At 69.5% G+C, this 23,941-nt stretch carries 26 protein-coding genes; 12 read left to right on the top strand and 14 right to left on the bottom strand.

The genetic code is table 11. From position 1 onward, the window contains the following. Positions 1-106: 106 nt before the first annotated feature. Genes ACK8OR_RS12945 through ACK8OR_RS12935 form a run of 3 tightly spaced genes read left to right on the top strand, consistent with a single transcriptional unit; the run spans position 107 to position 4,250 of the window. Positions 107-1,945, top strand: a complete 1,839-nt coding sequence (locus ACK8OR_RS12945) for a right-handed parallel beta-helix repeat-containing protein (protein WP_410189795.1) — start codon at positions 107-109, stop codon at positions 1,943-1,945. Between the two features lie 38 nt (positions 1,946-1,983). Then, positions 1,984-3,330, top strand: coding sequence for an O-antigen ligase family protein (locus ACK8OR_RS12940; RefSeq protein ID WP_410189794.1), 1,347 nt, complete (start codon positions 1,984-1,986; stop codon positions 3,328-3,330). Beyond that, positions 3,327-4,250 carry a glycosyltransferase family 2 protein gene (locus tag ACK8OR_RS12935; protein ID WP_410189793.1) on the top strand — a complete coding sequence of 308 codons (924 nt, stop codon included), beginning with the start codon at positions 3,327-3,329 and terminating at the stop codon, positions 4,248-4,250. Before ACK8OR_RS12940 ends, ACK8OR_RS12935 begins: the two co-directional genes overlap by 4 nt. On the opposite strand, the gene ACK8OR_RS12930 is transcribed toward ACK8OR_RS12935, so the two are convergent. The 9 genes from ACK8OR_RS12930 to pip are packed head-to-tail and all read right to left on the bottom strand — an operon-like array spanning position 4,247 to position 12,841. Continuing rightward, entirely contained in the window at positions 4,247-5,251 is a 1,005-nt protein-coding gene (locus tag ACK8OR_RS12930) for an Ldh family oxidoreductase (protein WP_410189792.1), read from the bottom strand. The two genes, ACK8OR_RS12935 and ACK8OR_RS12930, sit on opposite strands and share 4 nt — an antisense overlap. 11 nt (positions 5,252-5,262) lie before the next feature. Beyond that, on the bottom strand, positions 5,263-5,874 hold the full coding sequence (locus ACK8OR_RS12925; RefSeq protein WP_410189791.1) for a DUF3726 domain-containing protein: 612 nt from the start codon (positions 5,872-5,874) through the stop codon (positions 5,263-5,265). Further along, positions 5,871-7,484, bottom strand: coding sequence for a hypothetical protein (locus ACK8OR_RS12920; protein WP_410189790.1), 1,614 nt, complete (start codon positions 7,482-7,484; stop codon positions 5,871-5,873). The genes ACK8OR_RS12925 and ACK8OR_RS12920 overlap by 4 nt, the downstream gene beginning before the upstream one ends. Further along, positions 7,481-8,464: a membrane dipeptidase gene (locus tag ACK8OR_RS12915; RefSeq protein WP_410189789.1), complete on the bottom strand. Its 984-nt coding sequence runs from the start codon at positions 8,462-8,464 to the stop codon at positions 7,481-7,483. The genes ACK8OR_RS12920 and ACK8OR_RS12915 overlap by 4 nt, the downstream gene beginning before the upstream one ends. A 39-nt stretch (positions 8,465-8,503) precedes the next feature. Continuing rightward, positions 8,504-9,379: a glucose-1-phosphate thymidylyltransferase RfbA gene (gene rfbA, locus ACK8OR_RS12910; RefSeq protein ID WP_410189788.1), complete on the bottom strand. Its 876-nt coding sequence runs from the start codon at positions 9,377-9,379 to the stop codon at positions 8,504-8,506. Beyond that, positions 9,376-10,215, bottom strand: coding sequence for a dTDP-4-dehydrorhamnose reductase (rfbD, locus tag ACK8OR_RS12905; protein WP_410189787.1), 840 nt, complete (start codon positions 10,213-10,215; stop codon positions 9,376-9,378). The genes rfbA and rfbD overlap by 4 nt, the downstream gene beginning before the upstream one ends. After that, on the bottom strand, positions 10,212-11,252 hold the full coding sequence (rfbB, locus tag ACK8OR_RS12900; protein ID WP_410189786.1) for a dTDP-glucose 4,6-dehydratase: 1,041 nt from the start codon (positions 11,250-11,252) through the stop codon (positions 10,212-10,214). Before rfbB ends, rfbD begins: the two co-directional genes overlap by 4 nt. Then, positions 11,249-11,806, bottom strand: a complete 558-nt coding sequence (gene rfbC / locus ACK8OR_RS12895; RefSeq protein ID WP_410189785.1) for a dTDP-4-dehydrorhamnose 3,5-epimerase — start codon at positions 11,804-11,806, stop codon at positions 11,249-11,251. The genes rfbB and rfbC overlap by 4 nt, the downstream gene beginning before the upstream one ends. 57 nt (positions 11,807-11,863) lie before the next feature. Continuing rightward, positions 11,864-12,841, bottom strand: a complete 978-nt coding sequence (pip, locus tag ACK8OR_RS12890) for a prolyl aminopeptidase (RefSeq protein ID WP_410189784.1) — start codon at positions 12,839-12,841, stop codon at positions 11,864-11,866. Positions 12,842-12,905: 64 nt separating this feature from the next. Here pip and ubiG point away from each other — a divergent pair, with 64 nt between their 5' ends. Further along, positions 12,906-13,646: a bifunctional 2-polyprenyl-6-hydroxyphenol methylase/3-demethylubiquinol 3-O-methyltransferase UbiG gene (gene ubiG, locus ACK8OR_RS12885; protein ID WP_410189783.1), complete on the top strand. Its 741-nt coding sequence runs from the start codon at positions 12,906-12,908 to the stop codon at positions 13,644-13,646. A 6-nt stretch (positions 13,647-13,652) separates the two neighbouring features. Here the strand turns inward: ubiG and ACK8OR_RS12880 are convergent, their stop codons facing one another. Together ACK8OR_RS12880 and ACK8OR_RS12875 are read right to left on the bottom strand one after the other, a co-directional pair. Next, entirely contained in the window at positions 13,653-14,267 is a 615-nt protein-coding gene (locus tag ACK8OR_RS12880) for a TetR/AcrR family transcriptional regulator (protein ID WP_410189782.1), read from the bottom strand. Positions 14,268-14,383: 116 nt separating this feature from the next. Then, on the bottom strand, positions 14,384-14,683 hold the full coding sequence (locus ACK8OR_RS12875) for a hypothetical protein (RefSeq protein ID WP_410189781.1): 300 nt from the start codon (positions 14,681-14,683) through the stop codon (positions 14,384-14,386). A 174-nt stretch (positions 14,684-14,857) separates the two neighbouring features. Here ACK8OR_RS12875 and ACK8OR_RS12870 point away from each other — a divergent pair, with 174 nt between their 5' ends. From ACK8OR_RS12870 to ACK8OR_RS12855, 4 genes are read left to right on the top strand one after another with little or no spacing between them, the layout of a single operon-like run. Next, the gene (locus tag ACK8OR_RS12870) at positions 14,858-15,796 is read left to right on the top strand and encodes an AEC family transporter (RefSeq protein WP_410189780.1); all 939 of its coding nucleotides are present in this window, start codon (positions 14,858-14,860) and stop codon (positions 15,794-15,796) included. Next, complete coding sequence (gene fghA, locus ACK8OR_RS12865; protein ID WP_410189779.1) at positions 15,793-16,599, top strand: S-formylglutathione hydrolase; 807 nt, start codon at positions 15,793-15,795, stop codon at positions 16,597-16,599. Before ACK8OR_RS12870 ends, fghA begins: the two co-directional genes overlap by 4 nt. Continuing rightward, positions 16,596-17,216: an HAD-IA family hydrolase gene (locus tag ACK8OR_RS12860; protein WP_410189778.1), complete on the top strand. Its 621-nt coding sequence runs from the start codon at positions 16,596-16,598 to the stop codon at positions 17,214-17,216. Before fghA ends, ACK8OR_RS12860 begins: the two co-directional genes overlap by 4 nt. Continuing rightward, on the top strand, positions 17,213-18,112 hold the full coding sequence (locus ACK8OR_RS12855) for an ornithine cyclodeaminase family protein (RefSeq protein ID WP_410189777.1): 900 nt from the start codon (positions 17,213-17,215) through the stop codon (positions 18,110-18,112). The genes ACK8OR_RS12860 and ACK8OR_RS12855 overlap by 4 nt, the downstream gene beginning before the upstream one ends. A 9-nt stretch (positions 18,113-18,121) precedes the next feature. Here ACK8OR_RS12855 and map read toward each other — a convergent pair whose 3' ends face one another. Together map and sfsA are read right to left on the bottom strand one after the other, a co-directional pair. Continuing rightward, positions 18,122-18,931, bottom strand: coding sequence for a type I methionyl aminopeptidase (gene map / locus ACK8OR_RS12850; RefSeq protein WP_410189776.1), 810 nt, complete (start codon positions 18,929-18,931; stop codon positions 18,122-18,124). 32 nt (positions 18,932-18,963) lie between these two features. Beyond that, positions 18,964-19,671 (bottom strand): DNA/RNA nuclease SfsA, encoded by a 708-nt coding sequence (gene sfsA, locus ACK8OR_RS12845; RefSeq protein ID WP_410189775.1) that lies wholly within the window; start codon positions 19,669-19,671, stop codon positions 18,964-18,966. 39 nt (positions 19,672-19,710) lie between these two features. Here sfsA and ACK8OR_RS12840 point away from each other — a divergent pair, with 39 nt between their 5' ends. From ACK8OR_RS12840 to ACK8OR_RS12825, 4 genes are read left to right on the top strand one after another with little or no spacing between them, the layout of a single operon-like run. Beyond that, positions 19,711-20,433 (top strand): competence/damage-inducible protein A, encoded by a 723-nt coding sequence (locus tag ACK8OR_RS12840; RefSeq protein WP_410189774.1) that lies wholly within the window; start codon positions 19,711-19,713, stop codon positions 20,431-20,433. Between the two features lie 35 nt (positions 20,434-20,468). Continuing rightward, complete coding sequence (locus ACK8OR_RS12835; protein ID WP_410189773.1) at positions 20,469-21,158, top strand: GNAT family N-acetyltransferase; 690 nt, start codon at positions 20,469-20,471, stop codon at positions 21,156-21,158. After that, on the top strand, positions 21,155-21,724 hold the full coding sequence (locus ACK8OR_RS12830; RefSeq protein WP_410189772.1) for a peroxidase-related enzyme: 570 nt from the start codon (positions 21,155-21,157) through the stop codon (positions 21,722-21,724). The genes ACK8OR_RS12835 and ACK8OR_RS12830 overlap by 4 nt, the downstream gene beginning before the upstream one ends. Next, on the top strand, positions 21,721-22,635 hold the full coding sequence (locus ACK8OR_RS12825; RefSeq protein ID WP_410189771.1) for an OmpA family protein: 915 nt from the start codon (positions 21,721-21,723) through the stop codon (positions 22,633-22,635). The genes ACK8OR_RS12830 and ACK8OR_RS12825 overlap by 4 nt, the downstream gene beginning before the upstream one ends. A 2-nt stretch (positions 22,636-22,637) precedes the next feature. On the opposite strand, the gene ACK8OR_RS12820 is transcribed toward ACK8OR_RS12825, so the two are convergent. Then, positions 22,638-23,900, bottom strand: coding sequence for a bifunctional folylpolyglutamate synthase/dihydrofolate synthase (locus tag ACK8OR_RS12820; RefSeq protein ID WP_410189770.1), 1,263 nt, complete (start codon positions 23,898-23,900; stop codon positions 22,638-22,640). Between the last annotated feature and the right edge of the window lie 41 nt (positions 23,901-23,941).

Below are 23,941 nucleotides of genomic sequence, written 5' to 3'. Positions count from 1 at the left end.
GTTAAACGTTTGGAGATGCGGGCCCGCCACGGCTACGTTCGACCGGAGGTTCCGCAGAGGACCCGAGCAGAACAACCGACCGGCCCCGCCGGCGAGGATACAGGCGATGACACGCATTCGATCCCGTGCCGTGGCGCTGGCCGCCCTTCTTCTTTGGGGCGCCTGTCCCGCCTTGGCCGAACGCCTGCTGCCGACCGAGCCTGCGACCCTGGCCGATCAACTCGACGCGGCGCGACCGGGCGACACGCTCATGCTCGCGCCGGGCGCCTATCCCGAGATGCGCATCGTCGGCGTGCAAGGAACCGCGGCCGAGCCCATCACCATCCGCGCCGCCGAAGGCTCCGTTCGCATCGGCACGGCCGTCCTGCGCGATGCGGCGCATCTGGTTCTTTCGGACCTCGACTTCCAGCCGGCCGCCGACGCCCCGGACGAGCCGTTTCGCGTCGTCGCGAGCCGTGAGATCGTGATGCAGGACATGCGCTTCGCCGGTCCCGAGGCGCTGACCCGCCGGGCGCTTCGCGTGACCGAAACCGACGGGTTCACCCTGACCCGGTCCGAGATCACGGGTTTTCGCACCGGCACCCTGATCGACGACAGCACCGGGATCACGCTGACCGAGAACCTGCTGCACGGCCTGGGTCTTGACGGGATGACCTTCGCGGAGGTCGAGGACGTGCGGATCGAGCACAACACGATCCGCGACTTCTCGGATCGCCGAACGGGCGGCACCCATCCCGACATGATCCAGTTCTGGACGGCGGGCACCGACCGGCCCAGCCAGGGGATCGTGATCCGCGGCAACCTGCTCGATTCCGGGCGTGGGCCCTGGACCCAGTCGATCTTCATGCGCAACGAGCGGGTCGATCAGCAGGAGGCCGGACCCGAGATGTTCTACCGCGACGTGACGATCGAGGAGAACGTCGTCCTGAACGCCCATACCCACGGCATCACAGTGGGCGAAACCGAGGGCCTGACGATCCGGCGCAACACCGTCGTGCGGAACGCCTTCGCGGCCCGCAACCGCCCGAATCCGAACCTCTGGGTTCCGCGCATCCACATCGCCGGGGAATCGCGCGAGGTCATCGTCGTAAACAACGTGGCGCACGCCATCACCGAGGCCGAATGGCGGGACGACTGGCTCATTCTCGGCAACCTGATCGTGCAGGATGTCCAACCGCTGCAGGACGGCCATTACGACAGCGTCTTCGCCGACGTCTCGCAGGAGCGAGCCGCGCGTCCCGTCGATTTCCTGCCCTATCCGGGTGGTCCGCTGGACGGCGTGGCGATCGGCGCGCCGCTTCTGCAATATGGCTCGCCGCTGGCGCCCGAGATGTCCGCAACGAGCCGGCTTCCCACGACGACTGAAGGGGCCATCCGTCTCGTGCCCGGGGCGCAGGCCATCGAGGTCTATGGCGGCCGGGGCCTGCGCCACCGGATCGACATCTACGAGCCCGCGATCGCGATCGGGGACGATCTGCCCGCGACGCGCCTGACCGAGCATCAGACGGCCGCGCTCTTCGGGGCCGATGCGTTCTCGATGCGGATGCATCTGCGCCCCGATCTCGGGCCACGCCGCACCGGGGGCATCGTCCTTCGAGTGCACCAGCTTCTGGTGGTCCGCGTCAGCGACCGCGGCGCGATCACCGCGCGCGTCACGACCGCAGACGGTTACACGACCCGCATTAAGGGGCGCGGCACGGCGCTGGCGCGCGAAGGCGGCGCCGAGCTGGAGCTGGCCTACGATTCCGACGAGGGGCACCTTTGGCTCAATGTCGACGGCACGCGCGTGGCCGAGGTTCCGATGACCGGCCGTCTCGGCCCCTCGGAGCATTGGGGCCTGACCTTCGGCAATCCGTTCGACCAGCTCGACAGCTTCGCGGGCTGGGTCGACGCGTTCGAGCTGGATGTCCGGCACCCGCCGCTGCGCCGCGCCGCCGCCGAGTGATGGCCGCCCTCCGTGACCAACCGGCCGAGAGCACCGACATGCGCGGACCCGCATGGCTCGTGCCGATCTACCTGATCGCCGTACTGGTGCCGATCTCGTTCCATGTCGGGCCGCTCTTTCTGACGACACTCCGGGTGCTCCTGCTTGCGGTGACGCTGCCGCTTCTGGTAAACACGCTGCGCGGCCGCTACGGGCCCGTGCTGGCGACCGACTGGCTGCTCCTCGGGCACGCGCTCTGGATCGCGGTCGCACTCGGGGTCAACAACCCGGACCGCGTCATCCAGCAGGCACCGTCGGTCGGGGTCGAGTTCCTCGGCGGTTACGTTGTCGCGCGTGCGGGCATCCGCAGCTCCGCCGACATGCTCCGCGCCTGCCGCCTGCTTCTGCTGGGCGTCCTGCTGACGCTCCCCTTCGCACTGATCGAGGCGCGGACGGGGACGCCGCCGATCATCGCGATGATCCGCAAGCTGCCGGTCCTGGGGTCGGTCGACATCCTCGACATGAACCGTCGGCTGGGAGTTGAGCGGGTGCAGGCTGTCTTCGCCCACCCCATCCATTACGGACTCTTCTGCTCGGTCGTGTTCTCGATGGTCTTCGTGGCGATGAAGGACAAGATGGGCGACCTCCGACGCTGGATCGCGGCCGGGGCGGTCGCCGGCTGCGGCTTCCTCGCGCTCTCCTCGGGTGCGCTTCTGGCCATCGCGCTGCAAGTCGGGCTGATCGCCTGGGCCGCGATCTTCGCGCAGGTCGCATGGCGCTGGTGGCTGCTGCTCGGCCTCGTGACCGCGGTCTACATCGCCATCGACCTTCTGTCCTCTCGCTCGGGGCTACAGGTCTTCATGACCTACGCCACCTTCTCGGCGCACACGGCCTATTGGCGCCTGACGATCCTCGACTGGGGCCTCGAGAACATCTGGGCGAACCCGATCTTCGGTCTCGGACTCCGGGACTGGGTCCGGCCGAGCTGGATGCATTCGGATTCGGTCGACAATTTCTGGCTGCTGACGGGGATGCGCTACGGCCTACCCGGCGTGGGGCTGCTGGCGGCGGGCTGGCTGGTGCAATTGGTGCGGCTGATGCGGCTCGACCATGGGCGCGAGACCGAGCTTGGCCGCATCCGCACGGCCTGCGTCTTCACCATCATCGGCCTGACCTTCACGCTCTTCACGGTCCATGTCTGGACCAATATCTACTCCTTCACCTTCTTCGTCTTCGGCGCGACGGCCTGGCTCGTCCAGCCGGTCGCCCGGACCGAGGCCCCCGAACCCGAGATCCCCGCCGACCCGCGCCGCGCCGCCCCGATCCGGCGATCCGGCGCGCGGCCGGCCTTCACGCGCTTTCCGGCCGGGACGGACGCGCGGGCCTCGCTGGCGCGCGGGCGATGACGCCGCCGCCGCTCGGCGTGGTGATCGTGACCCACCGCGCCGCCAACACGATTGACGCCTGCCTCGGCAGCCTTATGGCCTCCGAGGGCGTGGCGCTCCGCGTCGTCGTGGTCGACAACGCCTCGCCCGACGACACGCTGACCCGCCTGCGCGCGCACGACGTCACCGTGATCGAGGCCCCGAACGACGGCTTCGCGGCAGGCGTGAACCGGGGGCTTGCGGTGCTGTCGGCGGACGCGGCGCTCGATCGCTTCTGGGTCCTGAACCCGGACACCACCGTCGCTCCGGACACCGCGCGCCGCTTCGCCACCCACCCGGCGCCGCCCGGCGGGTTCGCCATGATCGGCGGGCGGGTCCTCTATGACGAGACACCGCCGCGGATCCAGATCGATGGCGGGACCATCGACTGGCGGAGCGGCGTGACGCGTAACCTCAACCAGTTCGCGCCGGCCGATGCGCCGCCCCCCGACCCGGCCGAGATCGCCTTCGTCACGGGCGCGAGTCTCGTCGTCTCCCGCGCGTTTCTCGACGCCGCGGGGCCAATGCCGGAGGACTACTTCCTCTATTACGAGGAGGTGGACTGGGCGATGCGGCGCGGCACGCTGCCGCTTCTGCACTGCCCCGACGCGCTGGTGCGCCACGTCTCGGGCGCCTCCATCGGATCGGCTTCGGGCGACCGGCGCGCCTCGCCCTTCTCGGAATGGTTCAAGCATCGTGCACGGATGATGTTCCTGCGCCGCCATCGGCCCGCATCGGTGCCGGGCGGGCTCGCCTTCACGACCGCGAAGGCCGCGCAGCACCTGTCGCGCGGCGATCTCGCGGCCGCCCGCGCGACCTGGGCGGGTGGCTTCGGCCTCGGGCCGCCGCGGGACGTGCGCGCCACCATGGCCGCCGCCGGGATCGACCCAACGCGCCTCTAGGCCATCGACGCGGCGATGCGCTCCAGCGTCGCCTCGGCCACCGCGACCCCGTCGCCCGCGCGCGCCCGCGCTGCACCGCGCCCGTCGCCCGGAAGACGCGCGCCGTCCTGCCCCCGGATCGCGGCAGCAAGGTCGCCGATCCGGTCCGCGAAGACCCCGCCGGACGTCGCACCCGGATCGATGGCGATGAACATCTGGCCCGTCGCGGGCGGCCCGCCGGCCCTGCCCGAGAAGGGCGAGGCGTCTTTGCCCAGCGTCGCGCCGGTCATCGCCGCGGCCAGCGTCTCGACGATCAGCGCGAGCCCCACGCCCTTGTAGCCCCCCGCCGGTGCCATCGAACCCTTCAGTGCCACGTCGGGGTCCGTCGTCGGTGCACCCTCGGCATCGAGGCCCCAGCCCTCGGGGATCGCCTTTCCCTCGCGCGAATGCTTCATGATCTCGGACTTGGCGATGACGCTGGCCGACTGGTCGATCAGGATCTCGACGCCCCCCGCCCCGTCCGGCACGGCCATCGAGATCGGGTTGGTGCCCACGACCGGGCGCGATCCGCCGCCCGGCGCGATAGAGGCGGGTGCGTTGGTGAAGCCCAGCGCCAACATCCCCTCGGCCGCGATCCGCGCCGTGTGGATGCCGAGCACGCCGCAATTGTAGCTCCGATGGATCGCCATGACGGCGACGCCGTTCGCGCGCGCGGCCTCGATCAGCGGTCCCATGCCCGCGTCGATGGCACCATGCGCGAAACCGTGACCGGCATCGACGCGGACGACGCCGGGTCTGGGCGTCGACACCTCCGGGACGGCCTGACCGTCGACCTTCCCGCAGCGGACATGCTCGGCATAGATCGGCACATAGGCCAGCCCGTGGCTCGCCACGCCGTCGGCCTCGGTCGCCGCGGTCGCCACGGCCAGCGCACGCGCGGCCTCGGGGCATGTGCCCGCCGCGACCAGCGCGTCGAAAGCCAGCGTCTCGATCTCGTCAAGGGTCATCATCCGCTGGGTCATGGTTTAGCCTTTCAGTCGCTGTCGGTCAGGCCCGCGCCCGCCCCGCCCTCGCGCCCCAGATGGGCCGGGGCATAGGTGCGATGCGCGAACGCATTCAGAATGTCGAACGCCTCGGGTGTCACCGGGTCGGGCGTGCGCGGTGCGCGCGGCCACGGACCCGGCGCGCGGGCGGGAAGGATGCGGACATTGCCGCGCGCGGGCGGCAGCGCGCCATGCAGGCTCGGGGTCCGCGACAGGATCGCGCCGCCGCCGGGCCAGCGGATCGTGACGGGACGACCGGTGCGATCCGCGACCGAGGCGAGGTGCGGCAGCATAAGAAGCGGGTGAAGCACGTCCAGAACCACGAGCGGTCCGGTCTCCAGCCGGTCCGACAGCGCAGCACCACAGCAGATCGGACAGAGCCGGTCGTCCTTCGCCCGCCAGGTCTCGCCCGGCACCGGCGGCAGCGGTCCGGCCCCGTCGATCTCGGTCAGGAGCGCGGCGAACGTCGCGGCCCCCGGCAGACCCCGCTCCGCCAACCAGCGCGCCGCCATGCCCGCCTCCTCGGCCAGGCCCCAGGGCAGCCCCGCGCCCCGCGCGGCCTTCCGAGCCAGCGCCTCGGTCTCGCCGCCCGACAGATTCACGCCGGAAGCCCCGTCCAGGGCTCGGGGCCCGCATCCGCCATTTCGTGCGGAAAGGGCGCCCCGCGGAACATCTCGATCCGAACCCAACGGTCCGAGCGCGGATCGAAGCGACCGGCCCCGAAGAACGACAGCTTCGCGCGCAGCATGTCCGCGGGCAGCATCGTGGTCGAAGCGAGGTCGTCGCGGATCTCGGCATAGGGATGCCGCAGGGCGATCTGAACGCGGCGCACGGTGTGGCGGTGCTCGGGATGGTCCAGCAGAAAGCCCGCGACGTCCCCCTCCCGTCCCGCAATCGCGGCCAGCAGCGCGGCCGCATCACGCCGCGTCGCCAAGGGTTGCGCGTGCGGGTCGAGCGCGGGATCGGGCTCGCCCAGCCGCGGCTCCAGCTTGTCGGCGGAGGTGAACCAGACACGCGCGGGCCCGTCGCAGCCCTCGACCCCGTGCACCACGCAGAGCGCGCCACGAAGGTCGTCCAGCGACATGCGCCCGTCGATGGCGAAGTGCGCGTCCTCCTCGGCGCACATCGTCGCGCCGAGGCCGTCCACCAATTCGGGCCAGGGTTCCAGGAGAAGCGAGACGAGCAATTCCTGCCCTTCGAGCGAGAGCGCCGTCTGTCCCCACGCCCAAAGCGCGGCCCATCCGGTCACCGGCTGCGCGACCAAACGCTCCATGTCCGCGCGCAGACCGTCGAGCTTGGCGGCCTGCACCGGATGCTCGGTGCGCCACGCGGCGACGTTGTGCGCGGCGGCATCGCGGGCGGCGATGAACGCGGCGATCCGGTCGGGCGGGGCCGCCTGTTCCAAGACGCGGGCCAGCGCGGTCTCGCGGGCAGTGATCCAGCGGTCGAGCAGCACCGGGTGATGCACCAGGAACGGCGCCATCCCGAGGCCGGTCGAATTGCCGATCCCGAACCGTCGGCGCAGCCCGGGCTCCAGCGCGACGGCACGGTCGGGCGCGCGCGCGCGCGCCATCGCCTCGACCTGGTCGAGCACGAAGGCGCGGATCAACCAGACGGTCAGCATCTCGACCTGAAACGGCGCCGAACATTCCGGCCGGTCCGCGATGCGCGCGCGGTCGGCCGCGCCGAACTTGCCCGACCCGTAGACAGCGGTCGTCCGCATCAGGTAGCCCACGGCGTCGATGCGGGCGGGGTCGGGCTGGCGGCCCTCGGCGAGTGCATCCACGACATGCTCGAAGAGGCGCACCGAGCGGTTTGCGCGGCTCAACGTCAGCTCGCGATCGGTGATACGCCCGGCCTCCTGCAACGGCACGTTTGCCCCGAGCCGCGCCAGATCCTCCGCGTTCGGCACCCCGTCGAACAGCGTGAACGTCGCGTCCCAGGCCGTCGCGATCACCCGGTCCGACCGCGCCTCGGGCGGCAGGTCATGGGCGAAGGCCACCAGCGAGTAGGACCGGTCCGGCCCGTGTGCCGTATAGACCGCGCGCCCGGTGCCGTCGGCGGCGATCTCGAAGAGGGGGCGGTCGAAGGTCCAGTCTTCGGCCTTCAGACGACGCAGCAGCATCCGCATGAAGGACAGGCGCGACTGGTGAAAACAGCCCATCCGGTCGAGGCGCATCACCTCCTCGGGGGGACGCAGCGCGACGGTCACACGCCCGCCGGGCCGAAGCCCGCCTCGTAGAACCGCAGCCAGTTGTCGCCCATGATCCCGTCAACCTCGCCCGCGTCGAACCCGGCGGCGCGCAGGCCCTCGGCCAGGCCCGGAAAGTCCCGGTTGTCGCGGAACCAGTCGGGCTGCGGCGGAAAGCCCGGCGCATCGGCGCTGCCTTCGCCGTAATCCACGGCCTTGGTCCAGCGGCCCGTCCGCATCCATTCGACGATGCTGTCGGGCTGATCCTGGCAAAGATCGGACCCGATCCCGAGATTGCCCGGCCCCACGACTTCGGCGGTGCGCGCGGCCATCTCGCAGAAGGAGGCCAGCGTGCAATCCGTCCCGCCCTTTAGGTGGTGCGGATAGAGGGACAGGCCGAGCATCCCGCCGCTCTCGCTCAGGGCCCGCAGCACGTCCTCGCCGAAATTGCGGCGCGCCGGGTGCCAGACGGCGTTGTTCGCATGGGTGATCGCGATGGGCCGGGTCGAGGCCTCGATGGCCTCCAGCGTCGAGCGGTCGGCGGAATGGCTCATGTCGATGACCATACCGACGCGGTTCATCTCGGCCACGACGGCACGGCCCATGCGGGTCAGGCCCGGATCCTCGTCCTCGTAGCAGCCCGTCGCGAGCAGGGACTGGTTGTTGTAGCTCAGCTGCATGAAGCGCAGGCCCAGCGCGTGCAGCACCTCCACGAGGCCGATATCGTCCTCGATCGGGCTGGGGTTCTGTGCGCCGAAGACGATGGCGGTGCGCCCCGCCTCGCGCGCCACGCGAATGTCGGCGGCGGTGCGGGCCTGGACGATCAGGTCGGGGAAACGCTCGAACCGGCGGTTCCATTCCTCGATCCGCAGGACCGTCTCGCGGAAGGTCTCGTGATAGGCGATCGTGACATGCACGGCATCCAGACCGCCCTCCCGCATCTGGCGGAAGATGGTCTCGGACCAGTTGCAATATTGCAGGTTGTCGATGCGGAACCCCATGGCGCGGACCAAGCCACAGGCGGCGCGCCCGCGCAATCGTCAGCGTGTCGGGTCGAGCAGCTTGCCCAGATAGGTACCGTATTCCGTCTTGCCGTAGCGGTCGGCCATCGCGGCCACGGCATCCGCGTCGATCCAGCCCTGTTGGTAGGCGACCTCCTCGGGGCAACCGGCCTGAAGCCCTTGCCGCTGTTGGAGCGTACGCACGAAGTTCCCTGCGTCGAGCAACGAGGTGTGGGTCCCGGTGTCGAGCCAGGCATAGCCCCGGCCCATCTTCTCGACCCGGAGCGATCCGTCGGCGAGATAGGTCTCGAGAAGGGTCGTTATCTCCAGCTCGCCCCGCTCGGACGGGGTGACGTCCCGCGCCCGCTCCGGCGCCGTCCCGTCGAGGAAATAGAGCCCCGTCACCGCGTAGTTCGACGGTGCCCGCGCGGGCTTCTCGACGATGGACTGGACCGTGCCGTCGGGCGCGAAATCGACCACGCCGTAGCGCTCGGGATCGGCCACGTGGTAGCCGAAGACGGTGCCTCCCGCCTCGGGCGCGCCCGCCATCAGCTCGGGCAGGCCGTGCCCGAAGAAGATGTTGTCGCCGAGCACCATCGCGCTGGGTGCGCCGCCAAGGAAGCCGTCGGCCAGGACATAGGCCTGCGCCAGCCCCTCGGGCTTCTCCTGCACGATGTAGTCCAGCGCGACGCCCCAGCGCGCTCCATCGCCCAGCGCGCGCCGGAACTGGTCCTGGTCGTGAGGCGTGGTGATGACCGCGATTTCGCGGATACCGGCCAGCATCAGGACCGTCAGCGGATAATAGATCATCGGCTTGTCGTAGATCGGCAGAAGCTGCTTCGAGACGCCCTCGGTGATCGGGTGCAGACGCGTGCCCGAGCCGCCGGCCAAGATGATACCCTTGCGTGTGGTCATGTCAGGTCCTTCACGATCTCGGCCAATCCCGCGCGCCAGTCGGGGCGGGCAAGGCCGAATGCGGCTTCGGTCGCCGAGACGTCGAGCCGGGAGTTGAGCGGGCGCGCGGCGGGTGTGGGCCAGTCGCGCGACGGGATGTCCGTGACGGCGCAGTCGAGCCCAGCCGCCTCGAAGATGGCGCGCGCGAAGCCGGCCCAGCTCACATCCGGGGCGCCGGCATAATGGTAGGTTCCAGTCAGGCCAGGATCGGCGGGGAGGGCTCGCGCGACGGCGTGGCAGGCGCGGGCAAGGTCGCGCGCCGGGGTCGGGCCGCCGATCTGGTCGGAGACGACGTTCAGGGTCTCGCGCTCGGCCCCGAGCCGCAGCATCGTGGTGACAAAGTTGGAGCCATGCGCGCTGACCACCCAGGAGGTGCGCAGGATCGCGTGAACCCCGCCTGCCGCGCGCACGCCCTCCTCGCCCGCAAGCTTGGTGCGCCCGTAGGCACCTAGGGGCGCTGTCGGCGCATCGGGTGCGCGGGCCACCTTGCCCGTGCCGTCGAAGACGTAGTCCGTCGAGACCTGGACGAAGGGGATACCTAGATCGGCGCAAGCCGCAGCCATTGCGGCCGGCGTTTCGCCGTTGATCAAGTGAGCCGTGTCTTCGTCCGCTTCGGCGGCATCGACGGCGGTGTAGGCGGCGGCGTTGACGACCGCCTCGGGCGCGGTCCGACGGATGAATGCCGCACAGCCCGCAGGGTCGGTCAGGTCCGCCTCGTCCCGCCCGGCGCAGCGGACGCCGTCCAAGGGCGCCATCTCGCGCGCGAGCTGGCCGCTGCGCCCGATGCAGAGGATCACGCGCGCACCCCGAGCCGGTCGCCCACGCCCTGCCGGTCGAGCAGCGGGCGCCACCAGGCCTCATTTTCGAGATACCAGCGAACCGTCCGCTCCAGCCCGTCCTCCAGCGTAACCGAGGGCCGCCAGCCCAACTCGTCTCGGATGCGGCTGGCGTCGATGGCATAGCGCGCGTCGTGGCCCGGGCGGTCCGCAACGAAGGTGATGAGGTCGGCATGGGGCGCGCCACCGGGGCGCAGCCGGTCGAGGATGGCACAGATCGCGCGCACGAGGTCGATGTTCCGCGCCTCGGCATTGCCGCCGATATTGTAGCTGCGACCGACGGTACCGCGATCCAGCACGGTCAGGAGCGCGGTGGCGTGGTCCTCGACGAATAGCCAGTCGCGCACGTTTTCGCCCGCGCCGTAGATCGGGATGGACCGACCATGGATCGCGTTCAGGATCGTCACTGGGATCAGCTTTTCTGGGAAGTGATACGGCCCGTAGTTGTTCGAGCAGTTGGTCAGGAGGATCGGCAGGCCGTAGGTCTCGTGCCAAGCCCGCACGAGATGGTCGCTCGCGGCCTTCGAGGCGGAATAAGGACTGCGCGGATCGTAGGGCGTCTCCTCGGTGAAGTGCCCGTCGGGCCCGAGCGAACCGAACACCTCGTCGGTCGAGATATGGTGGAAGCGGAAGGCCTCCGGGCGGCCTCGGGCGATCCAGTGGTCGCGCGCGGCCTCCAAGAGGTTGAACGTGCCGGTAACGTTCGTCTCGACGAAGGCGGAGGGGCCGTCGATCGAGCGGTCGACATGGCTCTCGGCGGCGAGGTGCATGACCGCGTCGGGGGCATGTTCGGCGAACACTCGGTCGAGCGCGGCGCGGTCGCGCAGGTCGGCCTCGACGAAGGCGTAGTTCGGGGCCTCCGCCACCGGGGCCACATTTTCGGGACACGCCGCGTAGGTCAGCGCATCGAGGTTCAGGACATCGCGTCCCGCCGCCACCGCCTGCCGCACCACCGCCGACCCGATGAACCCGGCGCCGCCGGTGACCAGAAGCGTCATGTCCCATTCCCCCGGAACGGCGTGTCGAGTTCGGCCAGCGGCGGGGCCTCGGCATCCTTGGGCGAGAGAACCGGATCGCGGTCGAGGCCCCAGTCGATGCCTGCGCTGTCCCAGCGGATCGCGCCTTCGGCCGACGGCTCGTAGAAGCCGGTGCACTTGTAGCAGATCTCGGTTCCGGGCAGGCGCGTGACGAACCCATGGGCGAAGCCCTCGGGGATCCACATCATGCGGCCTTTCTCGGCGCTGAGTTCGGCAGTGACCCCGTGCCCGTAGGTGGGCGACCCCGCCCGGATATCGACCGCCACGTCGAGGAGCGCGCCCCGGCCGCAGCGCACCAGCTTGCCCTGCCCGTGGGGCGGCGCCTGAAAGTGCAGACCGCGCACCGTCCCCACATCGTCCGAGAGCGAGTGGTTGTCCTGAACGAAGGCAATATCGAGGCCCAGCGCGGCGAAGGTCCGCGCGTTCCAAGTCTCTGCGAAGAACCCTCGCGCGTCGCCGAACCGGCGCGGCGTCAGCAGCTTGACCGCCGGGATGGCGGTGTCCTCGATCTGCATGTGGGGCGCCCCGTCGATATCCGTCCCGTCCGTCCTAGCGCAGCCGCGCGCATGGCGTCACCCCACCGCGCGACCGGCTGCGAGGTCCGTTGCCCGGATGAGCTGGTCCGCGATGCCCGGCTCGGAGAGGGCGTGCCCGGCCAGCGGCGCCATGCTGAGCGTCCCGCCCTCCCAACCCTCGGCCAGAAGATGCGCCGAGAGCGGCGGGCAGATCATGTCGTAGCGGCCCTGGACGATCACGCCGGGGACGTGGGCGATGCGATCCAGGTTGGCGCGGATCCAGCCGTCATGCTCGAGAAAGCCGCGATTGGTGAAATAATGGTTTTCGAGCCGGGCGAAGGCGCGGGCGTATTCGCCCCCGGGCTCGCCGGTGCGGCCCTGGCTCGACATCGAGGCGAGCGCGTTCTCCCACGCGGCCCAGGCGCGGGCAAAGCGCGTCTGGTCGGGCGACGGCGCATCGAAGAGCCGGCGGTGATAGGCGGCGATCAGGTCGCCCTGCTCCTCCTCGGGGATCAGATCGCGGAACCGGCCCCATTGATCGGGCCAGAACTGCCCCGCGCCGCCCCCGTAGAACCAATCGAGCTCGCGTTGTTCCATGAGGAAGACGCCGCGCAGGATCAGGCGTTCGGCCCGGTCGGGATGGGTGATCGCGTAGATCAGCGCCAGCGTCGCCCCCCACGAGCCGCCGAAGACGGTCCAGCGGTCGATCCCGAAAAGCGTGCGCAACTGCTCTATGTCGTCGACAAGATGCCAAGTCGTGTTGTCGCGCACGCTGGCATGGGGCCGCGACCGGCCGCAGCCGCGCTGGTCGAAAAGCACGATGCGCCAGCGTTCGGGGTCGAAGAAGCGCCGCATCATCGGGCTGCACCCGCCGCCCGGCCCGCCATGCAGCACGACGACCGGCTGGCCGTCGGGATTGCCGCATTGCTCGACATAGAGGCGATGCCCGTCGCCCACCTCGACCATGCGCTGATCGAAAGGGTCGATCGGCGGATAGAGCGAATTGGCCGGCTGCTGGTACGGGTTCCTGTCCATTGGCGACCTATATAGACCGCAAAGCGCGCGCCACCATGGCAATCACACCCGACGCGGAGGCCCCATGACCACCACCATCGACCCGACCGAGATCGAAAAGTTCGAGGCCATGGCGGCCGAATGGTGGGATCCGAACGGCAAGTTCAAGCCGCTGCACATGCTCAATCCCTGTCGGCTGGACTACATCACCACCCAGATCGCGGGCGAATTCGACCGCGACCTGTCCGGTGACGCGCCCTTCGACGGGCTGCGCATCCTCGATATCGGCTGCGGCGGGGGTCTGCTCTCCGAACCGATGGCGCGTCTGGGCGCCACGGTCGTCGGCGTCGACGCGGCCGCGCGCAACATCCCCGTGGCGCAGGCCCACGCGGCGCAGTCGGGGCTCGAGATCGACTATCGCCACACCTCCGCCGAGGCATTGCTGGAGACGGAGGAGCCGCCCTTCGACGCGATCCTCAACATGGAGGTGGTCGAGCATGTGTCCGACCCGCTGGGCTACCTGACGGCCTGCCACGACCTCCTGCGTCCCGGCGGGCTGATGTGCTGCTCGACGCTCAACCGCAACGCCAAGAGCTACGTGATGGCGATCATCGGGGCCGAACAGGTGATGCGATGGCTGCCGAAGGGCACGCATGAATGGTCGAAATTCATCACCCCAGACGAGCTTTACGATCTGCTGCGGCAGGCCGGGCTGACGCCGGTGGACCGGATGGGCTTCGTCTTCAATCCGCTGAGCTGGACCTGGCGGCTGTCCGACCGGGATCTCTCGGTGAATTACGTCACGGCGAGCGTGCGGCCCGCCTGAACCGGGTCAGGCGCCGTAGCGGGCCATGAACGTGTCGACCGCGCCGCTGACGATGCGGTCGACCTCGGCATCGGTGGCCGTCTCGCGCACGCCGAACACCATCTCGACGAACAGCGTCGCGTGACACAATTCGACGAACTGGTCGGCCGCCAGCTCGATATCGTCGATCACCAGCTCGCCGCGTTCGACGGCGAGGCGCAGGTAGGCCCGCATCTGCTCGCGGAAGACCTCGGGGCCGGTTCGGAAGAACTCTCGGCCCAACTCGGGGAAGCGGTCGCTTTCGGCGACGCACATGCGAAAGATGCTCTGGCCGAAATCCGACAGAACGAAGCGGGTCATCTGGTAGCCGGCCTCGCAGAGCGCGTCGCGCGGCTCGGAGCCCGGCGTCAGGATCTCGCCCGCCTCGCAGATCTGGGTCGAGCATTCCGCCTTGGCCACCTCCATGAAGAGGAGCTTCTTGTCGGTGAAATAGCTGTAGAGCGTGGCCTTCGAGACGCCTGCCGCGCGGGCGATGGCATCGACGCTCGCCCCTTCGTAGCCATCCGAGAGAAAGACGCTGCGCGCGCCTTCGATCACCTGATCGAATTTGCGGCCCTTCTTGATCGGCGTGACATCGTTCATCGGCTCCCCCTCGGTCGCAGCATATAGAGACGCGGCCAACCCGCACAAGACAAACGAGAAGCGGGGCGCGCCGGGGAGATCGGCGCGCCCCGCGGATCCGGGAAACTGCGGGGGGGTCAGTCGCCCTGGATGAAGGTCAGCTGCGCGGGCGTCATGGTGCCGCACTCGGCGGTCGCGATCCGGGCGGACCGCTCGAGCTGGGTGCAGATGCCGGGTTCGCGCGGCTGCGAGCGGGTCGACTGCGCCAGCGGCGCATCCATCCGCGTCCAGCCGTCATCGTCGATATCGACGACAACCCCGTTGGACGCGGGGGTGTCGACGCGGAACCACCGGTCATCGTCGATCTCGATCGTGTCCGCGATAGCGGGCAGCGCGAGTGCGGCTGCCGTCAGACTGGTTAGGAACAGGGCTTTCATCTCGTCTCTCCTCGCTTACGAACCGAACCGTTCAGTTCATAATGCTGGATACCGCGCCGCCCTGATAGGCCGCAAGAGGCAATCTGAACTAATCGGTTCATTATCGAACGGACCGCTCTCGCACCAGCGCACCGTGCGCTAGACACTGCCGGGACCCGTCGCTACGCGTTCTGGATGATCGCGATCTTCCTGAAGACCCTGCCCTTCTTCGCCCTGATCGCGCTGGGCTACTTCGCGGGCCGGACGAAGTTCTTCTCCGCCGAGGCGACCGCCTACCTCACGAAATTCGTCTTCTACTTCGCGCTCTCGGCGATGCTCTTCAATTTCTCGGCCAATCTCAGCTTGGCCGACATCCTCGATTGGCAGTTCATCACCGCGTATCTCTGGGGCTGTTTCATCGTCTACCTGATCGCCAGCGCCGTCGGCTTCGCGCGCGGGCTCTCGGTCGCGGAATGCGCGGTCGAGGCGCAGGTCGCTACCATCGGCAATGTGGGCTTTCTCGGCATCCCGATGTTCATCCTGCTGCTCGGCCCCGACAGCGCGGGCCCGATGCTGATGATCCTCGCGACCGATCTGATCGTCTTCTCCTCGATCATCGTCATCCTCATCACCGGCTCGCGCGAGGGGCGCGTGACGGCGGCGACCCTCGGGACGGTCGGGTTGGGCCTCGTGAAGAACCCGATGATCGTCTCGATCTCGCTCGGGATCGCGTGGTCGGCCACGGGGCTCGAGATCTGGGCGCCGGTCAACGAGTTCCTCTCGATCCTCGGGGCCGCGGCGACGCCGGGCGCGCTCTTCGCGATCGGTGCGTCGCTCGCGGGCAAGACCGCCGAACGCATCTCGGTCGCGGGCTGGCTCACCTTCTGCAAGCTGGTGCTGCATCCGGCGGCCGTGGCGCTCTCCGCGCTGGTGCTCTTTCCCGTCGCCGATCCGCTCGCGGCGACGGTGATGATCTCGTCGGCCGCCTTGCCGGTCGCGGGCAACGTCTACATTCTGGCCCAGCACTACGGCGTCGCACCCCAGCGGGTCTCGGCCGCGATCCTCGTCTCGACGGCCGTGTCCATTATCACCGTTTCGGTCATCATCGGCCTGCTCACCGGAGGAACCCCATGAAGACCATCGCCGAAAACCGCTGCTTCGGCGGCACGCAGGGCGTCTATTCCCACGCGTCCGACGCCACCGGCACCGACATGACCTTCGGCCTCTTCCTCCCCGAGCATCCGACCGGCGCCGTTCTGTGGTACCTGTCCGGCCTGACCTGCACGCACGAGAACGCGATGACCAAGGCCGGCCTGCAGGGTTGGGCCGCCGAGGCGGGGCTGGCCGTCGTCTTCCCCGACACCACCCCCCGCGGCGCGGACGTCCCCGACGACGATGCCTTCGACATGGGACAGGGCGCGGGGTTCTACGTCGACGCGACCGAGGGCAAATGGGCCGAGCACTTCAAGATGCAGAGCTACATCGCCACCGACCTGCCCGAGACGGTCTTCGCGGCCTTCGACCTCGACGAGGCGCGGCAGGGCATCACTGGGCATTCCATGGGTGGGCACGGCGCGCTGACGCTGGCGCTCAAGAATCCGAAGCGGTTCCGCTCGGTTTCGGCCTTCGCGCCGATCTGCAATCCGTCGGCGTCGGACTGGGGTGCGCCGCAGCTCACGGGCTATACCGGCGACCCCGAGGCGCATGACGCGACAATCCTCCTCTCGGGCGGCGCGGTCCTGCCGCCGGCCTTGATCGACACCGGCACGTCAGACCAGTTCTACGACAAGCTGGGAACGGAAGCGTTCGCGGCCGCCCTCGCGCGCACGAAATCCGCCGCCGAACTGAACCTGCGCGCGGGCTACGACCATAGCTACTTCTTCGTCGCGAGCTTTGCGGCCGACCACGTCGCCTTCCACGCCGAGCATCTCGCGTGACGATCCAGGCGGTCGTCTTCGACATCGGCAACGTCCTGATCGAATGGCAGCCCGAGCGCTGGTACGACGCCCGGATCGGCCCCGAGCGCCGTCGCGCGATGTTCGCCGCGATCGACCTGCATGCGATGAACGACCGTGTCGACCGGGGCGAAGGGTTTCGCGACGTGATCTACGAGGCTGCCGAAGCCCATCCCGACTGGGCCGACGAGATCCGGATGTGGCACGACCATTGGCTCGACCTCGCGACGCCCGCGATCCCGCGCTCGGTCCGTCTCCTGCGGGCACTGCGGACCAGGGGCGTGCCGGTTCACGCGCTGACGAATTTCGGGGTCGAGACCTTCGCGCTGGCCCGCACCCGCTACGACTTCCTGTCCGAATTCGACCGGACCTTCGTGTCCGGACACCTGCGGGTCATCAAGCCCGATGCCGGGATCTACGTCGCGGTCGAGGACGGCACGGGCCTCGGCGGCGACGCGCTACTCTTCGCGGACGACCGGGCCGAGAATATCGCCGCTGCCGCCGCACGCGGCTGGCGCACCCACCATTTCGAGGGGCCGGACGGCTGGGCGGACCGCCTCGTCTCCGAGGGCCTTCTCAGCGAACAGGAGGCCGCATGACCATCCCCTTCATCGGACCCGAGGCCGATGGCAAGCTTGACTGGCTCGCCCTGACCCGCGCCATCGCCGCCGGGCACGACCTGCCCTGCGCCGAGATCGGCGACACGTTCCTCTACCGCGATCCCGACACGATGCTGTCGCGCTCGGCCTGGATCGACGGGCTGGGCGTACTGGTGAAGACGGCCACGATCTTTCCGGGCAACGTGCCCGAGAAACCCGCGGTCGGCGGCGCGGTGTCGGTCTTCTCGGACACGGACGGCTCGCTTTCGGCCATGCTCGACTTCCGCCTCGTGACCAAGTGGAAGACGGCGGGCGACAGCCTTCTCGGGGCCACCCGCCTGGCGCGCCCCGACAGCCGGGACATCCTGATCGTCGGCTCCGGCACGGTGGCGAAATCCCTGCACGAGGCCTATTCCGCGGCCTTCCCAGACGCGCGCTTCACGGTATGGTCGCGCAACGGCGAGAACGCGGCCGCGCTGGCACACGAGATCGGCGGCACCGCCGCGCCGGATCTGGGCGACGCGGTGTCGACGGCCGATATCGTGACCGTGGCGACGATGACGACCGACCCGATCATCCGCGGCGAATGGCTTCGTCCGGGCCAGCATCTCGACCTGATCGGCGCCTACCGTCCGGACATGCGCGAGGCCGATGACGACGCGCTCCGCCGGGCCACGATCTTCGTCGATGCCCGCGCCACCACGCTCGACCATATCGGCGAGCTGAAGATCCCGCTGGCCGAAGGGGTGATCGCGCGCTCGGACATCGTGGCCGACTACTACGACGGCGATGCCATGCGGCGGTCGTCCGACGACGAGATCACGCTCTTCAAGAATGGCGGCGGCGCGCATCTCGACCTGATGGTCGCGCGCTACATCCTCGACGTCGCGGGTTAGGCCCGCGCGTCAGCCCCGTGTCGGATGGAAGCGACCGCCCGGCGAGAGCGTAAAGATCTCGGCCCCCGTGGCGGTCACGCCGACCGAATGCTCGAACTGGGCCGAGAGCGACTTGTCGCGGGTCACGGCGGTCCAGTCGTCGGCCAGCACCTTCGTCTCGGCACGGCCGAGATTGATCATCGGCTCGATGGTGAAGAACATGCCTTCTTCCAACACCGGCCCGGTGCCCGGCCGCCCGTAATGCAGCACGTTGGGCGGGGCGTGGAAGACGCGGCCCAGCCCGTGACCGCAGAAATCGCGCACCACCGACATGCGATGCGCCTCGGCATAAGCCTGGATCGCGAAGCCGATATCCCCGAAGGTCTTGCCCGGAGCGACCGCGTCGATCCCCTTCATCAGCGAATCGTGGGTCACCTGGATCAGTCGTTCGGCCTTCCGTGACGGCGCGCCCGCGACATACATCCGCGAGCTGTCGCCGAACCAGCCGTCGACGATCACGGTCACGTCGATGTTCAGGATGTCTCCATCCTTGAGGGTCTTGTCGCCCGGGATGCCGTGGCAGACCACGTGGTTCACGCTGATGCAGGAGGCGTGGGCGTATCCCTTGTATCCGATCGTGGCCGAGGTCGCGCCCGCCTCGGTCACCCAGTCGGTGATCAGACGGTCCAGCGCGCCGGTCGTCGCACCCGGCACGACGTGATCCGCGATCCGGTCCAGGATCTCGGCCGCCAGCGCACCCGCCACGCGCATCCCCGCGAAATCCGCGTCCTCGTGGATGCGGATGCCGTCGCGTGTCAGTCTGCCGCGATGTTCGTCCATGTCCGGGCCCTCCGGTCGTCGTCGCGTGTCACTTAAGACGAGAGCGGCGGAAGTTCCACCGGAAGCCGGCCCGTCGCGGTGACTCCGACCGTGTCGACCTTCGTGCCCAGCGCCATGACCTCGACACCTGCATCCCGCGCGCGGGCGACGGCGGCAGCGTAGACCGGGTCGATGTCGGCTGCGACGCCGACCCGGTCGCAATCGGTCCGCTGAACGAGGAACAGGACGACGGCGCGCCGGCCCCCGGCGACGACACCCGCCAGATCGTCCATGTGCCGCGCGCCCCGCGCCGTCCGCGTATCGGGAAACTCGGCCAGACCCGGCGCGCGTGACAGGGATACGGCCTTCACTTCGACGAACACCTCACCGCCCAGCACGAAATCCACGCGGCTTCCGTCCGCATAAGGGACCTCGGCCCGCAGACCACCGCTCACGTCTAGGCCCGGCACCGCCCCCGCCCGGAGCGCCGCCTCGACCGTGCGATTGGCGCCGCCGGTATCGACGCAGCAGAAATGCCCGCCCCCCAGCTCCGTCAGCCGCCAGCCGTAGTCGAGCTTCTTGCGCGGGTCGTCATTCGGCTCCAGCCAGATGCGCGCGCCCGGATCGGCCTGCCCGGTCATCGCGCCGGGATTGGGGCAATGCGCGACGACGGTCGGCCCGTCCTCCAGCAGGACGTCCGCGAGGAACCGCTTGTATCGGCGGATCAGCGTGGCGGGGATCAGCGGTGTGGCGAAGCGCATGGCCGCGTCCTATACCCCAGGCGGACAGGAGAACCAGTGATGACCAACCCCACCGCCGCCATGCTCGTGATCGGGGACGAGATCCTGTCCGGGCGCACCCGTGACGCCAACATGCACCATCTCGCGGGACGGCTGACCGAGATGGGGATCACGCTGTCGGAAGTGCGCGTGGTCAGCGACGACCACGACGCCATCGTCGCGGCCGTGCGCGCGCTGTCGGAGGCGTGGGACCACGTCTTCACCTCGGGCGGGATCGGACCGACCCATGACGATATCACCGCCGACGCCATCGGCGCGGCGTTCGGCGCATCCGTCGATATCCGGGATGACGCCCGCGCCCTTCTGGCGGCGCATTACGAACGGACCGGGGGCGAGTTGAACGCCGCGCGGCTGCGCATGGCCCGCATTCCCGACGGCGCCACGCTGATCGACAACCCGGTCAGCACCGCGCCGGGCTTCACGCTGGGCAATGTCCACGTCATGGCAGGCGTGCCGTCAGTGTTTCAGGCGATGGTGGCGACGGTGCTGCCGACGCTCACGGGCGGCGCGCCGCTGGTCTCGACCTCGACGCGGATCGACCGGGGCGAGGGCGATATCGCCGGGCCGCTGGGCGACCTGGCGGCGGCGTTTCCCGACCTCTCCATCGGGTCATACCCCTTCCAGAAGGATGGCCGCTTCGGCGCGAATATCGTCGTGCGCGGACAGGATGCCGGGCGGGTGACGGAGGCGACGGACAGGCTCGCCGCGCTCTTCGCCGAATGACCGGGGCCGGATCCCTTCCGGACGCGCAGGCGATCATGGACGCGATCCGGGCGACCTGGCCGCCCTCCCGCCTCGACCGCGTGGGGCCGTTCGATCTGCCCGCCGAACGCGAGGGCACCCGCCGGGGCACCGCCGCCCGCCCGATCCCCGGCGCGGCGATCACGGATGCGGACGTCGCGGCGGTCGAGACCGCGCGGCCGGGCACGGTCTTCGCCGCGATCATGGAGGAGGACGGCGCGCTAGAGGGTGTCTTGGCGGCGCGTGGCTACGCGCCCAGCGATCCGTCCGACCTGATGGCGGGACCGATCTCCGACACCCTGCCCGACACGCCACCGGTCAGTGGGTTTCCCCACTGGCCTCCGATGGCGATCTGCGACGCGCTCTGGGACGAGCACGGGAACGGCCCCGACCGACGCACCCCGATGCACCGCGCGCCGGAGCCGAAGACGGCGATCCTCCTGCGCTTCGACGACCGCGCGGCGGGCGCGCTCTTCGTCGGGCAGAGCGGGACGGTCGCGGTCTGCCATCTCGTGCTGACGCTGCCGCGGGCACGCGGAAAAGGTGTCGGACGGATCGGCATGCTCCACGCCATGCGCTGGGCGCGCGAGCACGGCGCCGATACGATGGCCTTGCCGGTCGAGGCGAACAACGTGCCCGCCGTCGCGTTGTACAGGCGCGCGGGGCTCGTCCGGCGCGGCGGATACCGCTATTGGAGCCGGACATGACCGAAGCCTCGCCCACCGCATTGGACCTGCCGCAGGTCGATCCGCTGCCGCCCGAGACGCAGCGCTATTTCGACATCTGCGTCGAGAAACTCGGGTTCGTGCCGAACGTCCTGCGGGCCTATGCCTTCGACATCGACAAGCTGAACGCCTTCACGGCGATGTATAACGACCTGATGCTGGCTCCGTCGGGCCTGACGAAGCTGGAGCGCGAGATGGTGGCCGTCGCGGTCTCGGCCGAGAATCGGTGCTTCTATTGCCTCGTGGCCCATGGGGCCGCCGTGCGGCAGCTCTCGGGCGATCCGGCCTTGGGCGAGATGATCGCCATGAACTACCGCGTGGCCCCGATCGACGACCGCCAGCGGGCGATGCTCGATTTCGCGGTGACGATGACCCGCGCCTCCGCCACCCTCGTGGAGGGCGACCGCCAGGCGCTGCGCGATCACGGGCTGAGCGACCGCGACATCTTCGACCTCGCCTCGGTGGCCGGGTTCTTCAACATGACGAACCGGGTGGCCTCGGCCATTGCGATGCAACCGAACCCCGAATACCACGGCCAGTCCCGTTGAGGGCGCTGGCGGTCCTGGCGATCACCATGGGCGCGGCCCGGGCCGAGGTGCCGGACCTGCCCCTGCCTGCCTCGCCGTCCTTCGCCGAGACCGTGCCGCTGACCTCCTACCGCTTCGCGACCGGCCCGTTCGCGAATGGCGTCTTTCCGGCGGAGGTGGCCGAAGGCGCGCTGACCCGCCGCGTCTGGCAGATCGCGGCCCCCGGCGCGACCGCCCTTCAGGTCATGGCACCTCTCCGGGACGCGCTCCTGGCCGACGGCTGGACCATGACCTTCGAATGCCGGACGCGGGCCTGCGGCGGCTTCGACTTTCGCTTCGAGATCGACGTCATCCCCGCGCCCGAGATGTTCGTGGACCTCGCCGATTTCCGCTACCTGGCGGCGCAGAAGGGAAATGAGCGGATTGCGCTGCTGGCCAGCCCGTCGGGCGATCTCGCCTATGTCCAGGCCGCCTATCTCGACCCGGACGGGACGGTCGAGGCCGTCACGAAATCCGCCTCCAACCCGCCGCCCGCGCCAAGGCTCAGCGCCACCTCCGACGTGACACGCACGCTGACCGAGACGGGCCACGCGGTGCTCGACGACCTCGATTTCCCGACGGGCTCGACCCAGCTTCCGGGCACCGATTATGCTTCGCTCGCCACGCTCGCGGCCTTCCTGCGGGACAACGCCACGGCGACCATCGCGCTGGTCGGCCACACCGATGCCGAGGGCACGGCCGAAAGCAACATGGCGATCTCCCGGCGGCGGGCCGATGCAGCGAAGGCGCTCTTGACGGGCACGCATGGTATCGCGCCCGGCCGGATCGAGACCCATGGCGTCGGGTTCTTCGCCCCCATTGCGCGCAACGACACGCCCGAGGGCCGCACCGCAAATCGCCGCGTCGAAGTGGTGCTGACCTCGACCGAGTGACCTCAGCCGTTCTCGCGGAGCACGCGCCCGGCCAGATAGAGCGACCCGCAGATCAGGATGCGGGCCGCGGGATCGTCCGCGATAATCGTTGCGATGGCGTCCGCCACGGACGGGGCCTCGACGGCGGGGATTCCCGCGCGGGTCGCGGCGGCGACCGTGGCCTCGGGCGGCAGTGTGTTGATCTCGCCCGGGATCGCGACTGCGTGAAGCGCGCGTACCCGTTCGGCGAGGGGCGCCATGTAGCCCGTCGCGTCCTTGGTGTTGAGCATCCCGCAGACCAGATGCACCGGGCGGTCCGGCAACCGGCCCAGCGCTTCGGCCAGCGCCACGCCCGCGGCCAGGTTGTGCCCGCCATCGAGCCAGAGTTCGGCCGCGCCCGCCGCCTCGACCAGCGGGCCCCGCGACAGGCGCTGCATCCGCGCGGGCCACTCGGCGTCGCGCATCGCCGCCGCGGCACCCTCGGCCCGGCCCAGCTCACGAAGCGCCGCGATGGCCATGCCCGCGTTCTGGACCTGGTGCGCGCCGATCAGGCGCGGCGGCGGCAGGTCCATCAGGCCCGTCTCGTCCTCGAACACGAGGCCGCCATTCTCCTCGGTGACGTGCCAGTGCTGACCATGGACGGAAAGCGGCGCGTTGAGTCGCGCGGCGCGGTATTCGATCACTTCGAGCGCGACCTCCTCCTGCGGGCCGACGATGCAGGGCACGCCGGGCTTCAGGATGCCCGCCTTCTCGGCGGCGATCTTGGCGATCGTATCCCCGAGGAACCCCTCGTGATCCATCGAGACGGGCGTGATGACGGTCAGCGCCGGATTCACCACGTTCGTCGCGTCCAGCCGGCCGCCCAGCCCGACTTCCAGGAGGGTCCAGTCCGCTGGGTGCCGCGCAAAGGCGAGGAGTGCGGCGCAGGTCGTGATCTCGAAATAGGTGATCGGCGCGCCGCCATTGGCCGCCTCGCATTCAGCCAGGAGGTCGGCCAGCAGCGGCTCGGGGATCAGCTCGCCCGCCAGACGGATGCGTTCGTGGAACCGCGCGAGATGCGGCGAGGTATAGGCGTGGACGGTGTCGCCCGCGCCCTCCAGCCCCGCGCGGATCATGGCCTGCGTCGACCCCTTGCCGTTGGTGCCGGCGATATGGATCACCGGCGGAAGGCGCGTTTCGGGATGGTCGAGCGCGTCGAGCAACCGGTGCACCCGGTCGAGCACGAGGTCGATCACCTTCGGGTGCAGCGCCATCAGGCGCTCGAGGATCACATCGGAGCTGGTCATGGGCGCCTTGTCCGGGCCGGGGCGTCGGCGGTCAACCGGCG

It is taken from the genome of Jannaschia halovivens (genome assembly GCF_046452375.1).
Lineage (GTDB): Bacteria > Pseudomonadota > Alphaproteobacteria > Rhodobacterales > Rhodobacteraceae > Jannaschia > Jannaschia halovivens.
Note: the sequence above shows the minus strand (reverse complement) of the source record. Positions and strands in the feature narration are given on the sequence as shown.

Coding starts and splice junctions, on each gene's coding strand:
- ACK8OR_RS12915 (WP_410189789.1), bottom strand. CDS start 8,464: ATGGGGTTCCGCATCGACAACCTGCAATATTGCAACTGGTCCGAGACC.
- ACK8OR_RS12930 (WP_410189792.1), bottom strand. CDS start 5,251: ATGACCCAGCGGATGATGACCCTTGACGAGATCGAGACGCTGGCTTTC.
- ACK8OR_RS12875 (WP_410189781.1), bottom strand. CDS start 14,683: ATGAAAGCCCTGTTCCTAACCAGTCTGACGGCAGCCGCACTCGCGCTG.
- ACK8OR_RS12835 (WP_410189773.1), top strand. CDS start 20,469: ATGGACGCGATCCGGGCGACCTGGCCGCCCTCCCGCCTCGACCGCGTG.
- ACK8OR_RS12855 (WP_410189777.1), top strand. CDS start 17,213: ATGACCATCCCCTTCATCGGACCCGAGGCCGATGGCAAGCTTGACTGG.
- ACK8OR_RS12820 (WP_410189770.1), bottom strand. CDS start 23,900: ATGACCAGCTCCGATGTGATCCTCGAGCGCCTGATGGCGCTGCACCCG.
- sfsA (WP_410189775.1), bottom strand. CDS start 19,671: ATGCGCTTCGCCACACCGCTGATCCCCGCCACGCTGATCCGCCGATAC.
- ACK8OR_RS12940 (WP_410189794.1), top strand. CDS start 1,984: ATGCGCGGACCCGCATGGCTCGTGCCGATCTACCTGATCGCCGTACTG.
- ACK8OR_RS12935 (WP_410189793.1), top strand. CDS start 3,327: ATGACGCCGCCGCCGCTCGGCGTGGTGATCGTGACCCACCGCGCCGCC.
- rfbB (WP_410189786.1), bottom strand. CDS start 11,252: ATGACGCTTCTGGTCACCGGCGGCGCCGGGTTCATCGGGTCGGCGGTG.
- ACK8OR_RS12870 (WP_410189780.1), top strand. CDS start 14,858: ATGATCGCGATCTTCCTGAAGACCCTGCCCTTCTTCGCCCTGATCGCG.
- rfbA (WP_410189788.1), bottom strand. CDS start 9,379: ATGACCACACGCAAGGGTATCATCTTGGCCGGCGGCTCGGGCACGCGT.
- ACK8OR_RS12830 (WP_410189772.1), top strand. CDS start 21,155: ATGACCGAAGCCTCGCCCACCGCATTGGACCTGCCGCAGGTCGATCCG.
- fghA (WP_410189779.1), top strand. CDS start 15,793: ATGAAGACCATCGCCGAAAACCGCTGCTTCGGCGGCACGCAGGGCGTC.
- ACK8OR_RS12880 (WP_410189782.1), bottom strand. CDS start 14,267: ATGAACGATGTCACGCCGATCAAGAAGGGCCGCAAATTCGATCAGGTG.
- map (WP_410189776.1), bottom strand. CDS start 18,931: ATGGACGAACATCGCGGCAGACTGACACGCGACGGCATCCGCATCCAC.
- ACK8OR_RS12840 (WP_410189774.1), top strand. CDS start 19,711: ATGACCAACCCCACCGCCGCCATGCTCGTGATCGGGGACGAGATCCTG.
- rfbC (WP_410189785.1), bottom strand. CDS start 11,806: ATGCAGATCGAGGACACCGCCATCCCGGCGGTCAAGCTGCTGACGCCG.
- ACK8OR_RS12945 (WP_410189795.1), top strand. CDS start 107: ATGACACGCATTCGATCCCGTGCCGTGGCGCTGGCCGCCCTTCTTCTT.
- ubiG (WP_410189783.1), top strand. CDS start 12,906: ATGACCACCACCATCGACCCGACCGAGATCGAAAAGTTCGAGGCCATG.
- pip (WP_410189784.1), bottom strand. CDS start 12,841: ATGGACAGGAACCCGTACCAGCAGCCGGCCAATTCGCTCTATCCGCCG.